This is a genomic window from Streptosporangium sp. NBC_01639 (assembly GCF_045209755.1).
Classification (GTDB): Bacteria; Actinomycetota; Actinomycetes; order Streptosporangiales; family Streptosporangiaceae; genus Streptosporangium.
The window spans coordinates 5,737,847-5,752,606 of record NZ_CP109272.1 but is presented as its reverse complement, the minus strand read 5'-3'; the positions used below and the strand labels follow the sequence as shown (position 1 = coordinate 5,752,606).

Genomic DNA, 14,760 nt, shown 5'->3' with positions numbered 1-14,760 from the left:
AGGAGCGGTGCGGGGAGCAGAAGCGGACCGGGAAAGTTCTGAAGCAAGTCGACGCACTGCAGGTGTGGGCATCCTTACGGTTGGCGTTGGCCACTACGGGACCGGTGTCGACAACGATCACGCGGTTCGGTGCTCCCCATCCGACCAGGCGCTCCGGATGATTTCCTTGGCGCGTTCGCTGAGGTCGGATTCGCCATCGAAGATGGCAGTCGTGCGGAACCGGCGGCGGGGGCGTTCGTCGCGCTCCACCTCAGCCCACTGACGTAGCAGCTCTATGGCATCCGGAAGTCGGTCCTCCGGCACCGCGTCGAGCAGGCGGTGTGCCTCCTCGCGTACGGTCATGTGCTCAGTGTATGGTTCGGGACTTCTCTCATCCCAGTAGTCCACGGGATGCTCTATCGAGCGCGGAGAGATCAGGAGATCATCGGCCCGTCGTTCCCCTGAATCACAGAGGGCGTTCTCAAGCGTTTGCTCTGGAAATTTGCCCCGTCATCTGTTCTCCTCGGGGCGGGGATCAGCTCCAGGAGCCTGACCAGGCCGGCTCGTCGAGGACGATTGACCGGACGGACCATCTTGTTGAGGCGGATGAAGCGGAAGACTGCGTTCACCTAGTCCAGGAGACGACGGACAGGAGGCACAGGCCAGGCGGTAGGCGGCGAGAAAGGTTGAAATAGTAGGCGGATGTTCAGCGAGAGTCTCGTGGCCGTGTCCGGTCAGCCCGTCGTGGAGTTGTTCGTCGCGCGCGGCCAAGGACCTGCCGACCGCACGCTACTGGTGATCCACGGTGGTCCCGACTGGGACCACACCTATCTGCGCGAGCCGCTGGCGGAGCTCGCCGGCCGGCACCGGGTGGTCCTGCCGGACCTGCGCGGCTGCGGGCGTTCCACCCGTGGCCTCGCCGACGACCGGTACACCCCGGCCGAGGCCACCGATGATCTCGTCGCCCTGCTGGACGCGCTCGGCACGCCTCGGGCCGACGTGCTCGGGTTCTCCTACGGAGGCCTGATCGCCCAGCGTCTGGCCCTGGCCGCCCCCGAGCGCGTCCGGCGGCTGATCGTCGCCTCCAGCAGCGTCCTGCCGGTGCCTCCGGACGCCTTCGACGGCTGGCGCGAGCGTGCGGAACGACTCGCCCTGGAGGCCGCGGTGTGGTCGGATCCGGAACTGTCCGGCCCGGAACTCACCCGCGCGGCGGCTGTCGCCGCAGCCGAGGCGAACGTCTGGCGTCCGGAAGCGCTGCCCGCCTACCTGGACCGCCTTGCGGACGTCCGCTTCTCCGCCGAGTGGGCGCGCTCCTGGCGGGCCGGCACCCTGCCCAGCGCCCGTCACCGGGACGCGGCCCGGCGGCTCGCCGCTCTCGGCATCCCTCTGCTCCTGCTCCACGGCCGGCAGGACATGATCTTCCCCGTGGCTCTGGCCGAAGAGACCGCGAAGCTGATACCCGCCGCCCGCGCCGTGGTGATCGAGGAAGCGGGACACATGGCCCATGTCGACCAGCCCCGCGCGTGGCTCGACGCTGTCACCGGCTTCCTGTCCTGACGACTCGGCCGCCGGCCTCTCTTCCGGATCAGCCGAGGGCGGGGATCGACTCGATGAGCCTGATCAGGCCGCGCTCGTCGAGGAGGTCGACCGGCCTGACCGTCTCGTTGAGGCGGACGTAGTGGAAAGCCGCGCTCACCTGGTTGAGGGGGACGGCGGACAGGTGGGACCAGGCCAGACGGTAGGCGGCGAGCTGTACGGCGGCCGCCGCCTGGGCCTTCTTGCCTCTGGGGCGCCGGCCGGTCTTCCAGTCGACGACCTCGTAGCGGCCGTCGGAGATCTCGAAGACCGCGTCCATCCGGCCCCGGACCAGCCGGTCGGCGATCATCGTCTCGAAGGGGACCTCGACGTCCAGCGGTTCGCGGCCCGCCCACTCGCTCTCCTCGAAGCGGTCGCGCAGCTCGTCGAGTTGGACATCCGCCTCCTCGAAGTCGTCGGACGAGCCGGGCAGCTCGAACTCGTCGAGCAGCCGCTGCTGGCCCCAGCGGGACTCCAGCCAGCGGTGGAAGGAGGTGCCCCGGCGGGCCAGCGGGGTGGGCTTCTTGGGCACGGGCCGGCGGACCTGCCTGGCCAGGGCCTGGGGATCGGAGGCCAGGGTGACGAGGGAGGAGACGGTCAGATGGGTGGGCAGCTCCACCCGGCCGCCGCCGCGCCGGCGGTTCATCGCCCGTTCCCGCAGCAGCAGCTCGGTGTCGCGTTCCCACGCCTTCGCCCGCTCCCTGTCCCAGCCGCGCAGCTCGGCGAGGACCGGGGCGTGCTCGTCCCGCCGGCCGGGTCCGTGCTCGGAATCGGCCGGGACCTCCTCCTCATCCTCATAGCGGACGTCCTCGTCCTCGGGCGCGTCGGGGAAGGGGACCTCCTCGTCGTCCGGCGGGACCTCCGGGAAGGGGACGTGCTCCGACGGGATCTCAGAAGGGACCGGGCCGGGCGAACCCGTCCGGCCGGTGGCGGGGGCCGGTACGGCTCCCGTGAGCGCGGCGAGGGCGGCCTCGACCATGGTGGCGCCGTCGAGGACGGCTCCGTAGCGAAGACCGTCCGGGGTGACGGGCCAGGTGGCCTCGGCGGGTTCGGCCAGGAGCGGGTTGGTGGCACCCTGGTCGGCGGCGGGGACCCAGACGGCGGCCCGACCGCAGGTCTCGCGGATCTCCACCAGAAAGTCGGAGGGCTCCAGCGGCTTGGCCGCGCTGCCCCAGCGGTAGCCGGAGGCGATCAGGAGATAGTGGGCGCGGGTGACGGCCACATAGGCCAGCCGGCGCTCCTCCAGCAGGTCGCGCTCACGGCAGCGTTCGTCGAAGTCGGCCAGCTCCTCCTTGCTCAGCCCGCCCAGCCGGGGCAGGTCGGAGGCGTCGCCGCGGAGCGGGTAGGGCAACTTGCGCGGATTGTCCGTCCACTTGGGGCTCGTCGTCGGGCGGGCCGGAAACATGGTGCCGACGGTCAGGGTCCCAGCCTTGGACAGTGCCTGCGACATGCCGGGAATCACGACGACCGGCCACTCCAGGCCCTTGGAGGCGTGGACGGTCATCAGCTTGACGCTGTTGCTCTCCCCCACCCGCCCGGCGTCCAGGCCGTTCTCCTCCTCGTCCGCCGCTTTGAGGAACGCCAGGAACGCGCCCAGCGTCGGATCTTCGGAGTCACCCGCGAACCGGGCGGCGGCGTCCAGGAAGGCGTCCAGGTCGGCACGGGCGGCGAACGGGCCGACGGCGGTCCCGCGCGCCGCCACCTCGATGTCCAGACCGAGCCTGCGCTCGATCTCGCTGATCAGATCGGGCAGCGGCTGGCCGGCGTGGGCACGCAGGGTCCGCAGCTCCTGCGCCATGGCGAGCAGCCGTACCCGCGCCAGGGGGGAGAACAGGTCCTGCCACTGGGCGCGGTCGGGCAGCTCGTCGAGGGCGTCGACCAGGCTGCCGCGCTCCTCGGCCATGTCCGCCACCACCTGGTCCAGCGGGTCGGCCGCCGAGGCCCCGCCCTCCCGGGTCTCGCGGTTCAGCTCGCGCGCCCGCTCGCCCAGCTCCTTCAGGTCGGCCGGTCCGATCCGCCACCGGGGCCCGGACAGCAACCGGACCAGCGCGTCACCGGCGGTCGGGTCGTAGAGCACGCGCAGGGTGGAGACGATGTCGGAGACCTCCGGGACGGTCAGCAGGCCGCCCAGACCGACCACCTCCACCGGGATCCCCCGCTCCTCCAGCGCCCGGCGCAGCGCGGGGAACTGCGACCGCTTGCGGGCCAGGATCGCCACGTCGTGCGGTTGCAGGCACTGCGGTCCGCCCCAGGCGCTCTGCTTGGCCTTCCTGCGCTCGCCCTCGCCCCACGGCATGCCGTCGGGTGCGCTCTCGGCGCCCAGCAGCGTGGCGATCGAGCCGGCGATCCAGGCCGCCTCGTCGTCGGCGGTCTCGTGGAAGGCGGACACCACCCGGCCGCGCTCGACCCGGTTGCCGCCGGGCACCAGCACGGGCACCTCCCGCGCCTCCATCCGGAGCGGGAGCTGCACCCGGGCCGCGACGTCGAGCACGGCGTCGCCGTTGCGGAAGCTGACCGACAGTCGGCGGACCTGGGCGGGCTCCCCCGAGGCGGTCCTGAAGTCACGAGGGAACCGGGTGAGGTTGCCCGCGGAGGCACCACGCCAGCCGTAGATGGACTGGCAGGGGTCGCCCACGGCGGTCACCGGATGACCGCCGCCGAACAGCGAGCGGAGCAGCACGAGCTGGGCGTGGCTGGTGTCCTGGTACTCGTCGAGGAGGACGACGGCGAACCGGCCCCGCTCGATCTCACCGACCTCGGCGTGCTTGGCGGCGATCCGGGCGGCCAGCGCCATCTGGTCGCCGTGGTCGACGACCTCGCGGCTCCGCTTGAGCCGGTCGTAGGCCTCGACCAGAGGCAGCAACTGCTCCCTGGCCCGCTGGGTGGCCAGCGGCCTGCGCTGCGGCAGGGTCGGCGAACCGGGCAGCTCGGCGTACCGCTCGGCCAGCCAGGCGCCGACCTCCCGCACGTCCTGCGGACCGCGCAGATGCTCGGCCAGTTCCCCGGCCAGCTCCAGCACCGCCCGGGTGACGGTGGCCGGACCCCACTCGACCTGCTCCATGGGCCCGTCGTAGGCGCTGACCACCCGCCCGGCGAGCTGCCAGGAGACGGCGGGGCTGACCAGGCGCATGGTCGGCTCCAGCGCCTCCCGCAGGGCGTGGTCGGTGACCAGCCGGGACGCGTAGGCGTGGTAGGTCGAGATGGTCGGCTCGCCCTCCAGCAGCTCGGCGGAGACCTGCTCGGCCGCGACCAGGCCGTTGAGCCGCTCGCGGACCCGGACGGACAGCTCTCCGGCGGCCTTTCTGGTGAAGGTCAGGCCGAGCACCTGCTCGGGGCGGACGAGGCCGTTGGCCACCAGCCAGACGACCCGCCCGGCCATGGTCTCACTCTTGCCGGACCCGGCACCGGCGACCACCACCATCGGTTCGAGACCGGACTCGATCACCTCGGCCTGCTCGGGGGTGGGGGGCAGGATGCCCAGTTTGGCGGCGAGCTGGACCGGGTTCAGCACGGGGCGCCCCCGCAGACCGCACGGCCCGGCACGAAGGCATCCCCGCAGACCGTACGGGCCGGCACACGGGCCGACACAGCGGCATCCCCGCAGACCGTACGGCCCGGCACACGGACGCCCCCGCAGGCGCTGCGGCTCAGCACACCTGATCCCCGTTCTTGCTGACCGGGCAGCTCGCCCGCACGGCACAGGTGCGGCAGCCGTCGTTGACCTTGGCCTGGAAGAACGGCCCGGACATGCCGAGGGCCACCGTGTCGACCATGTCGCGGGCCCAGCCGGGCTCCGCGTCCTCGGACAGGGCCTGCTGGCTCTGTTCCTTGGCGTCCTTCTTGCCCGCGGCGTCGCCTACCTGGACCAGTGCCGCACCGCCGGGCTCGGTCATCCCGTGCCGCTCGAAGGCGCCCAGCAGCGCGGCGAGCTGGTAGACGCCGAGCTGGGGGTGGCGTTCGAGCTCGGCGTCCTTGGGGCCGTTCTTCCCGGTCTTGATGTCGATGATCACGGCTCTGCCGTCGGCGTCGCGCTCGACGCGGTCGACCCGTCCCTTGATCTGCACGCCCTCCGACACCATGGCCGTGAACGCCTCCTCAAGACCCATGAGCTCGCGGGGATTGTCCCGGTGCCAGCGGACGAACTTCGAGATCATCTGCTCGGCGACCTCACGCTGCCTGCGGTTGTACCAGACGCCGCCGAAGTCCAGCTCGTGCCAGATCTCGTCCAGGCGTTTGCCGAGGGTGTCCTCGGCGGGCATCCCGGTCGCGGCGAGCACGGCCAGCGCGTGGATGACGGTGCCCAGCCCCCGGGCCGCGTCGGTGCCGCTCGCGCCCACGGAGGTCTCCAGCAGCCAGCGCAGGCCGCACTTGGTGAAGTTCTCCACCGCCGAGGGCGAGACGCGCACGATGTCGTCGGGCCAGCTGAGCGGGCGGTCGTCGGAGATCGGCGTGAGGGCGTACCAGTCGCCTGGATGGGCGCCGGGCACCCCGGCGGCGGCGAGCCTGGCCAGGTGCTCGGCGGCGGCCTTGCGGAGCGCAGTGGGCCGGGTCGGATCGGAGACGGCCGAACGCAGGTCCGCCACCAGGGCGGACATGCTCAGCCAGCGGGAACGCTCGTCGACGACCGTCTCCTCGGTCGCCCCGGGCACCAGCTCGGTGAGGAACCGGGAAGGCCTCTCGTCACTGTCGTCACCCCCAACGGCGGTGACGATGAGCCTGCTCCTGGCCCTGGTCGCCGCCACGTAGAACAGGCGGCGCTCCTCGGCCAGCAGCTGGGAGGCCAGCGCCGCGGAGACGGCGGCCGGATTCTCGTGCTCGGAGCCCTCGGCTCTGGCGACCATGTCGTCGGTGCTCAGGATGGACCCGCGCAGCCGCAGGTCCGGCCAGGCCCCCTCCTGGACCCCGGCGGCGACGACGACGTCCCACTCCAAGCCCTTGGACCGGTGTGCGGTCAGGATCCGCACGGACTCGGTGTCGGGGGCGCGTTCGGCGAGGGAGTCACCGGGGATCTCCTGAGCGACCAGGTCGTCGACGAACACCTCGACCCCTGCGTGCGGCAACCGGTCGACGAACCTGGCCGCGTGGTCGAACAGCGCCACCACGGCGTCGAGGTCGCGGTCGGCCATGGTCCCCCTGACCCCGCCGCCGACGCTCGTCTCGGTCCACTTCCCGGCCAGCCCGGTCGCCTGCCAGACGGTCCAGAGCACGTCCTCGGCGGTGCCGCCCTGCCGTACGGCCTCGGCGGCGCCGGAGATGAGCCGGGCCAGCCGTTCGGCGGGCAGCGCGACGTGCGGCTCCACCCGGACCAGCTCCCGCGCGTCCTTCAGCGCCACGACCAGCAGCTCGCCCGACGAACGCGGCCCGGAGACGTCGCGCTCCGCGGAGTTGTCGACCAGGTCGCGTTCGTCGGGGTGCGTCATCGCCTCGTGCTCGGCGATCCGCAGGGCCCTGCGCAGCCGGCGCACGCCGATCATGTCGGTGCCGCCGAGCGCGCCGGTCAGCAGCTCCTCGGCCATCGCCTCGTCGAGGGTCTCCGGATGGAGTGCGACCTGGATGAGCCTGATCAGCGGTCGCACGCCCGGCTCCTGGAAGAGCGGCAGCTCGCCGCCGCCCACCACGACCGGCACCCCGGCCGTGACCAGTGCCCGGCGCAGCAACGGCACCTGACGGGTGGCCGAACGCACCAGCACCGCCATCCGCGACCAGGGGACCCCGTCCAGCAGGTGCGCCCGGCGCAGGGCGTCGGCCACCACCGCCGCCTCCTGCGTGGCCCCGTCGGTCACCACCACCCGGACCTCGCCGGGCTCGACGTCGGGCAGCGGCCGCAGGTCCCGGTGCGCGGCGCCGCCCGGGATCGCGGGCAGGCGGGCGGCGACGCGGCGGGAGGCCTTCAACAGCTCCGAACCACTGCGGCGGCAGACGCGCAGGGCGATGACGGGCGCCTTCTCGCCGTCGGCGCCGGGGAAGCTCTCCGGGAACCGCATGATCCCGCGCACGTCGGCGCCGCGGAACCCGTAGATCGACTGGTCGGGGTCGCCGACCGCGATGAGGTCGCGGCCCTCCCCGGCCAGCTGCTGGAGCAGGAACTCCTGGGCGGGGTCGGTGTCCTGGTATTCGTCGACGAAGACGACGTCGTAGGCGGACCGCTCGCGGAGCCGTACGTCGGGATCGGCGAGCAGGGCGCCGGCGGCGCGGATCAGCTCCGCGTAGTCGAGCACCGGCTCCAGATCCAGGTCGAACCTGGCCTGGTAGCGGTCCGCGAACCGGCCGGCGGCCGCCCAGTCGGCGCGGCCGTGCCGGCGGCCCAGCGCGACCAGCTCCTCACCGTCGAGACCGCGTTCGGCGGCACGGGCCAGGAAGTCGCGAAGCTCCTGGGCGAACCCGCGGGTCTTGAGCGCCTCGCGCATGTCGTCCGGCCACTGCGGGGCGCCGTCCTCCAGCTCACCGTGGAGCAGGCGGCGGATCTCCAGAAGCTGTTCGGGGCCGGTCAGCAGGCGGGGCGGCACGCCCCCGGCGAGCACGGCCTCACGGCGGAGCAGCGCGTAGGCGTAGCTGTGGAAGGTGAGTGCGAGGGGCGTCCGGGTGGTGCGGCGCATCCGGCCGGTGATGCGTTCGCGCAGCTCTTCGGCCGCCTTGCGGCTGAAGGTCAGGACGAGCACCCGTTCGGGATCCACTCCGCGGCGCTCGATCCGGTCCACCACGGTCTCCACGATCGTGGTGGTCTTGCCGGTGCCGGGCCCGGCCAGCACGAGCAGCGGACCACTCCCGTGGGCCACCACCGCCCGCTGGTGCTCGTCGAGCACAGGGGCAACAGCTCTCCCCGCATTCTCACGACGCACCAAACGCCAGCTCTGGCCACTCACAACTCGCCATTCCACCAGATCCCGGACGATGATCGTGCCGAGTCCGCGAGTGTCGCACCGCCGGTTCCCCGTCCGGCGGACCGGATGACCACGTCCGACCGGACGGCCTTGGGTGATCGCTGGATGATCGCTGGGAATGCCCGCCCAGCTCAGAGGGGCCGGACGGCGCCAGACACCGGGCGGCGGCCCGTTCCGGCCCGCGGTGCGGATCTCACCGGAGAGGTCCGCACAGTGACGCATGCCATTTCCGGACGGAACGGTCCGTCACCCGGAGCGGCGGCCCCTGCGGGAGGCGTTCCCGCAGGGGCCGGCGGGCTCAGCCGGAGAAGACGTGGTCGACCAGCCGGGCGGTCGCCTTGCCGTCGTCCCGGGGCGCGTAGCGGAGCCGGAACCGTTCGTAGCGCTCGGCGTGGGCGGCGGCCACCTCGTCGATGGTCCGTATCGCCTCGATCACCTCGGCTCCGGTGGACAGCAGCGGTCCGGGGGCCTCGGCGGCGAGGTCGAGGTAGAGGCCCCGCTTGGCGGAGTAGCGCTGCAGGTCATGGGTGAAGAACAGGATGGGACGGCCGGTGGCGGCGAAGTCGAACATGACGGAGGAGTAGTCGGTGATCAGCACATCAGCGACCAACAACAGATCCGCCATATCCGGATATGTCGTGACGTCGTGGCCGAGATTCCGCGGCACGTTGGGGGCCGCCTGCATCGAGTGTGCCCTGATCAGGAACTCGTGGCCAGGGCCGAGCACCCGGTGCGCCTCGGCCAGGTCCAGCCGCAGCGAAGCGTTCTTGCGGTCGTAGTCACGGAAGGTCGGCGCGTAGAGCACCACCTTCGCGCCCTCGGCCATGCCGAGCCGGTGGCGCACCCCGGCGGCCAGTTCCTCCCGGTCGGGGGCGGACAGCACGTCGTTGCGCGGGTAGCCGCTCTCCAGGACCTCGCCCTGGTAGCCGAACGCCTTACGCAGGATCGGGGTCGCCCACGGGCTCTGCGAGACCAGCAGGTCCCAGCCCCGCACCTCGACCGCCTGCCGGTGCCAGGCCGCCGGCTTCGGATCGCGGGACATGTGCGGCAGGTCGTTGCCCAGGCGCTTGAGCGGACTGCCGTGCCAGGTCTGCACGACCGTCTGGTCCTCCCGCGCCCGGAACCACGGTGGAAGGAAGCCGTTCGTCACCACGTAACGCGAACGTGCGAGCACCGCGTAGTGCTCGCGGCTGCCCGCGCGGACCACGGTCGGCCGGATGTCGGAGCCGTACCCGAGCTCCGCCGCCCCCGGAGGCACGAACGCCCCGTCCTTGACCACCCAGATGTGCTCGCGGCCGTCGCCGCGCCGTACGCGCTCCTCGTAGATCGCGCGGACGTTGCCCTCGTACTGCCGCCCGTCGTAGGCGACGTAGACGGTCGCGTCACTGAGCTCACGGGTCCGCTCGGCCGGATAGAACGTACGCCGCAGGGCGAACAGGCCGCCGGCGCCCCTCTCGTCGTCGGGCAGGTCCTCGGCGACGGTCAGCACGGGCACGTCGAACCGGGTGGAGACCAAGCGGTACCGGCGACCGTCGCGGACCTTCGGCTCCTCGTCCAGCGTGTCGAGGATGGCGTGGTCGACGCGGAGCTGCACGACCTCCCCGGAGGCCTCCCGGGCCGCCATGCTCCAGCTCCCGCTGCTCAGCGGGACGGCCTCCCCGAAGCGGGGCATCGCGGCGGGCGCGAACCGGACCGAGAAACGGTCGTCGGCACGCTCCATGGGCACGCTGTGGATCAGCCCGGTACGGTGCCGCAGCGTCAGCTCCACGGGCTCCGAGCCGGGGTAGGAACCGCCGAGGGTGAGCGTGCCGTCCTCGTCCCAGGTCGCCACGGAGACGACCGGGCGGATCCGGTTCGCGGAGACGATCACCCGGTCGCGCCGGTCGCCCAGCACGGTGATCTCCCGCTCACCGACGATCGAGCGGCTCTCCTCCGCCCGGCCGAGCATGACGGCGGCCGCGGGGTCGCCCTTGGGCTCGACCCAGAGCCTGCCGCCGTCGCGCTCCTGGAGCAGGGAGGGCACCGCGAGCGGCACGACGACCTCGGTGCCCCCCTCGACGGGGGTGAAATCGGCGGACATCCGGTGGCCGTCCAGCCGGGCGTGCCCCTTGCTCTGCCCCCTGCCGGGCAGGAACACCTTCAGCTCCAGCCGGTCGCCGTCGAGCCGCACCCGGGTCAGCTCGGCCCGGGTGGGCTGCAGCACGACCTGCAGGGCGCGGTCGGAGGTCCAGACCGGACGGACCCACCAGCCGCGGCCCAGATCCAGGCCGCGGGGGCGCTCGGTGCGGCCGCTGGAGGGCCCGCGAAGCAGGCCGGTGGCGCGGGCGCCCCGGCTCCAGATCACGATCTCGGCACGCCAGGTGGTGGTGTCGCGCACCACGGCCCGGCGGCGCAGCAGCCGCTTGCCGCCGCGAACGGCGAGCCGCACGGCGGAGCGCCAGCGCAGCGCCCACGGGCGCAGCTCAGCGGTGAATCCCGACCAGTCGTAGTTGCAGCCGGCCTCCTGTGCCCCGTAGGTGGCCTCCGGATGGAAGATCCTGCGGGTGCGCAGTCGCACCGGCGGCAGCCAGCGGGGGCCGCGCAGCACGACGGTGGCCCGGTTGAAGCGGGGGCCGCGGACCGAGAGCCCGGCCAGGTAGGCGTGGCCGCTGACCCGCAGCCGCCCGTCGGACCAGGAGATGTCCTCGACCTGGGTCATCGGGATCAGGTCGGCGGCACGCAGCCGGAACATGGCCTCCGGGAGCTCGTCCTGGAGCGGCAGGTCGGCATACCAGCGCAGCTTCCTGCGGACCCGCCTGGACGGCTCCGCGGCGGCCGTGGTGATCTTCTGCAGCGCGTCACCGTCGGCGAGGTCGTCCACCGCGCGGTGCTCGATCAGATGGAAGGCGATCCTGCGCGCCACCGGCAGTTCGCGCTTGACCCGCACGTCCACCCCGGCGAGGTAGGGCTGCAGGAGCGTCACGAACTCGCGGCGGCGGGCGGCACCACGCTTGACCGCCAGGTCCAGCCGGGTACCGAGCGGACCGGCGAGGGCGTTCGCATCGAGCCGACGACGCTCGGCCGGGGTCAGCCCTTCGGCCGTCACCGCCGTCATCATCGACTGGAGCGGTTCTCCCCGGTCACATAAATCTTGAACAGCCCGCAGACGCTCGGTGACGGGGTCGCCGGATCGCGCGGGAGTGACGCCGGTGGCCATGGGGAAGGCACCGCCTTTCGGACAGAAGCTGTCCTCGGCCATGTTAGTGCGCCGCAAGGAGCCGATTACTCCGTATTCGCTGGCAATCCATCCCATCGCGCTACCCGCATGTCGGCGCGGGCGCCCCTCAGCGGGGTCCGCTCCTGCCGCCATCTGGCCATGGTGCTCTGCTCGTGGCCGGGCGGAGGGGTCCCGTCCGCGTGCACGACACGCCACCAGGGCACGCCGCCGCCCCAGGTGGACATGACTCTGCCGACCTGGCGGGGACCTCCCTCGCCGAGATATTCGGCGATGTCGCCGTAGGACATCACCATGCCGGACGGGATGCGTTCGACCAGGTCGAGCACCCGTTCCGCGTACGGAGGCGGATGTCCTACCGGCTCCATACGGCCGGCCCGGCCGTGAGGATCTCGTCGAGTTTGCCGAACTCATAAGCCGTGGAGCCGTTCAGCTGCTCGACGAGGCCGCCCCGGATCGCATAGGACTCGCCGTCCTCACCGACCAGGCGCGCGCCGAGCAGCGCGGACACCCGTGCCAGCTGGGCCACCTGCCAGTCGGATCCGGGCGTGCCGGACAGCTTGCCGTTCCAGACGGCTATGGCATGCACCCCGTCGCCATGGCGGGCCAAGACCTCGCCCGCCTCCTGCGAACCGCGGAACTCGAACCCCGCCTGCCCCAGCACAGTCGCGAGTTCCGCGAAGGCGAGAGGCGCCGGGCGCTCCACACGCAACTCGTACCCCATGAGGGGCGACCCTAGCGAACATCCGACGGATCCCGGGCCGCGAGGACCGTCATCGGCCCCACCGCATCCGAACAGTGTCCAAAACGCGTTCCAATCGAATTCAAGTGGTCGCACGTCCCGGCGGACTCACCGGCGCGGCCCCGGCCATCCTGCCACGCGCCTCTCCGGCGCCGGTACGGCGTGCTGCGGGCGGCGGCTGAGCAACACCACGGCTCCGGTGAAGGCGAGCAGCCCACCGAACAGGCCCGCGCCGTACAGCCAGAGCCGGAACGGATCGGGGCCCGGTCTGGCGGGCTCCTGGGACTGGGAGCCCGCGCCGAAGTGCTTGCCGACGGGCGACGGCGCCTCCGTCGTACGGCTGATCAGCTCGCCCGCCCTGGTGAGCGCCGCACCGGCGTCGACGACGCCGAATCCGACATGGTCGTCGTATCCGGCGTCGGGTGCGGATCCGGCAGTGGAGGTGAGTGCCTGCGACACCAGACTCGGCGATATATCCGGATATTTAGCTTTTATGAGTGCGGCAACCCCCGCCACCAGCGCGGTCGCCGCACTGGTCCCCTCCGAGGTGCCGTGGTCGCCGCCCGGCGTCACCACCGGCACGCCCACGCCCGGCGCGGAGACCAGGACCGAGAGGTTGTCGCTGCTGAACGGGGCCGGCCGGCCCGTGGAGTCGACGGCGCCCACCCCGATGACCCCGGAGTATCCGGCGGGGAAGTTCCAGAAGGAGGTGGCGTTGTCGAGGGCGTAGTCGGAACCGCCGTCGTTTCCGACGGCCGCGACCAGCACCACGCCCCGCGACAGCGCGTAGGAGACCGCCTCGCGCTCGGCCCGGTGCGGCCCGTAGGCGCCCAGGGACATGCTGACGACCTTGGCCCCGTGGTCGGTGGCGTAGCGGATCGCGCGGGCCAGCGGGCTGTCGGCCCCCGTCCGCTGGTCCTTCTCCGGCAGGGTGGTCGGGTCTCCGTCGCGCGGCAGCAGGATCACGGGCAGCGAGAGGATCCGGGCCTCGGGCGCGATCCCGAGGAGGCCGCCGTCCCCCTTGCCCGCTCCGGCGATGAGCGAGGCCATCGCGGTGCCGTGCCCGGCCTCCGTGAGTCCGTCCGCCGAGGTCTCCGAGCCCATCACGGGCCCGGAGACGACCCGGCCGCGCAGCTCCGCGACGTCGTCGTCCACCCTGCCGTCCACCAGTGCCACGGTGACGCCCGCTCCCCTGGTGACCTGCCAGGCCCGCTCGACGTTCATCGCCTTCAGCACCCAGCTCTGGTCCTCACGCACGTCGGCGGCGCCGGCCGGAGCGGCGACCAGCACGGAGAGCGCGACCAGGACGCCCGCCGCCCATCCCCGCCGGAGCCTCAGCACACGTTTCCCTGGGTGCACTGCGGTACGGCGCTGGGCTCGTCCCCCAGCGCGCGGGCGATGCGTCCGGCGACCGCCTGCGCCGCCGGCCACAACTCGCTGTGCAGGATCTCCTCGTGGGGGATCGACTCCCGGGTACGGCCGTCGCTGTAACCGGCGGTGGAGAAGACGATGTAGGGCCCGATCGGGATCCAGCCGTTGCGCTGCCGCTGGGCGGCGCCGAACAGCCCGCTCGCCGTTCCGGGAAACGCCACGGGCCGCACCCCCACCCGGTTGTCCACGGGGAGTTGGGCGGTCGCGGCGATCCGCGCCTCCTCGTCCCGGAGCACCGCGATGCCCACGGTGATCACGAACGTGGACGACTGGTCCACATAGGTGGCCCGCAGCAGCGTACGGCAGCCGTACTGGGCGAGGACGGAGCCGGTCGAGGCGTCGACCCCGGCTCTGCAGGGGACCTCGGGAGCGAGGCCGATCCGCCGGGCGTACTGCTGGGTCCGGCCGAGGCCGATGTACTGCAGCTCGGTGGGGAAGACCATGTCGGTGGTCCAGTTGTGCCAGCGCCCGGCGATGTCGTCCTTGATGTAGCGGGCCTGCTCGGCGGAGGTCAGCGGCCGGGTCGCGGTCTCACGGAACAGCCCGGCCGCGCCGGCGAGCACGTCGCTCGCCCCGATCGCCAGGATGACGCCCATCAGGATGAGGAAGATCGCACGGAACCGGATCCCCTGTTCCAGGGTCGCCAGCTCCACGCGTTCGGCCGCCAGGCGGTCGTGGCCGGTGGCCGGCCAGGCCCGGACCCGCCGGGTGCCGCCGGGTGCGGGCGCGCCCCGGGCCTGGGCGCTCCTCGGCCGAGGCGGCGTCCGGGAACCGCGCGGCGGCCATCCCTCACGGGCAGGAGGCGCCGAGGCTTGCGGGCGCCGTCCCGGCTCCTGCGGCCGCCCGGGCTTCGACATACTCCGATGCTACGTCGCAGGACCTCGCCACCCCATCGCCGGAGGGTATTTGTGACGTCGCGTTCCGTGTGGGGCGCCCCT

General features: G+C 72.4%; 9 protein-coding genes. 1 reads left to right on the top strand and 8 read right to left on the bottom strand.

The window, feature by feature from the left end; genetic code table 11:
* Nucleotides 1–117 precede the first annotated feature (117 nt).
* On the bottom strand, nucleotides 118–342 hold the full coding sequence (locus OHA77_RS26345) for a hypothetical protein (protein ID WP_406312136.1): 225 nt from the start codon (nucleotides 340–342) through the stop codon (nucleotides 118–120).
* 339 nt (nucleotides 343–681) lie between these two features.
* On the opposite strand from OHA77_RS26345, the gene OHA77_RS26340 reads away from it, so the two are divergent.
* Nucleotides 682–1,536, top strand: coding sequence for an alpha/beta fold hydrolase (locus tag OHA77_RS26340; protein ID WP_406312135.1), 855 nt, complete (start codon nucleotides 682–684; stop codon nucleotides 1,534–1,536).
* A 28-nt stretch (nucleotides 1,537–1,564) separates the two neighbouring features.
* On the opposite strand, the gene OHA77_RS26335 is transcribed toward OHA77_RS26340, so the two are convergent.
* From OHA77_RS26335 to OHA77_RS26305, 7 genes are all read right to left on the bottom strand, one after another.
* Nucleotides 1,565–5,065: a UvrD-helicase domain-containing protein gene (locus OHA77_RS26335; RefSeq protein WP_406312134.1), complete on the bottom strand. Its 3,501-nt coding sequence runs from the start codon at nucleotides 5,063–5,065 to the stop codon at nucleotides 1,565–1,567.
* Nucleotides 5,066–5,201: 136 nt separating this feature from the next.
* Nucleotides 5,202–8,357: an ATP-dependent helicase gene (locus tag OHA77_RS26330; RefSeq protein WP_406312133.1), complete on the bottom strand. Its 3,156-nt coding sequence runs from the start codon at nucleotides 8,355–8,357 to the stop codon at nucleotides 5,202–5,204.
* Between the two features lie 376 nt (nucleotides 8,358–8,733).
* Nucleotides 8,734–11,688, bottom strand: a complete 2,955-nt coding sequence (locus tag OHA77_RS26325; protein WP_406312131.1) for a CDP-glycerol glycerophosphotransferase family protein — start codon at nucleotides 11,686–11,688, stop codon at nucleotides 8,734–8,736.
* Between the two features lie 8 nt (nucleotides 11,689–11,696).
* Nucleotides 11,697–12,017: an MGMT family protein gene (locus OHA77_RS26320; RefSeq protein ID WP_326825545.1), complete on the bottom strand. Its 321-nt coding sequence runs from the start codon at nucleotides 12,015–12,017 to the stop codon at nucleotides 11,697–11,699.
* Nucleotides 12,005–12,373: a hypothetical protein gene (locus tag OHA77_RS26315; protein ID WP_326825546.1), complete on the bottom strand. Its 369-nt coding sequence runs from the start codon at nucleotides 12,371–12,373 to the stop codon at nucleotides 12,005–12,007. The genes OHA77_RS26320 and OHA77_RS26315 overlap by 13 nt, the downstream gene beginning before the upstream one ends.
* A gap of 126 nt (nucleotides 12,374–12,499) precedes the next feature.
* On the bottom strand, nucleotides 12,500–13,732 hold the full coding sequence (locus OHA77_RS26310) for a S8 family serine peptidase (RefSeq protein WP_406312130.1): 1,233 nt from the start codon (nucleotides 13,730–13,732) through the stop codon (nucleotides 12,500–12,502).
* Nucleotides 13,726–14,679 carry a hypothetical protein gene (locus OHA77_RS26305; RefSeq protein ID WP_406312129.1) on the bottom strand — a complete coding sequence of 318 codons (954 nt, stop codon included), beginning with the start codon at nucleotides 14,677–14,679 and terminating at the stop codon, nucleotides 13,726–13,728. Before OHA77_RS26305 ends, OHA77_RS26310 begins: the two co-directional genes overlap by 7 nt.
* Nucleotides 14,680–14,760 lie beyond the last annotated feature (81 nt).

Coding starts and splice junctions, on each gene's coding strand:
- OHA77_RS26345 (WP_406312136.1), bottom strand. CDS start 342: ATGACCGTACGCGAGGAGGCACACCGCCTGCTCGACGCGGTGCCGGAG.
- OHA77_RS26320 (WP_326825545.1), bottom strand. CDS start 12,017: ATGGAGCCGGTAGGACATCCGCCTCCGTACGCGGAACGGGTGCTCGAC.
- OHA77_RS26315 (WP_326825546.1), bottom strand. CDS start 12,373: ATGGGGTACGAGTTGCGTGTGGAGCGCCCGGCGCCTCTCGCCTTCGCG.
- OHA77_RS26340 (WP_406312135.1), top strand. CDS start 682: ATGTTCAGCGAGAGTCTCGTGGCCGTGTCCGGTCAGCCCGTCGTGGAG.
- OHA77_RS26305 (WP_406312129.1), bottom strand. CDS start 14,679: ATGTCGAAGCCCGGGCGGCCGCAGGAGCCGGGACGGCGCCCGCAAGCC.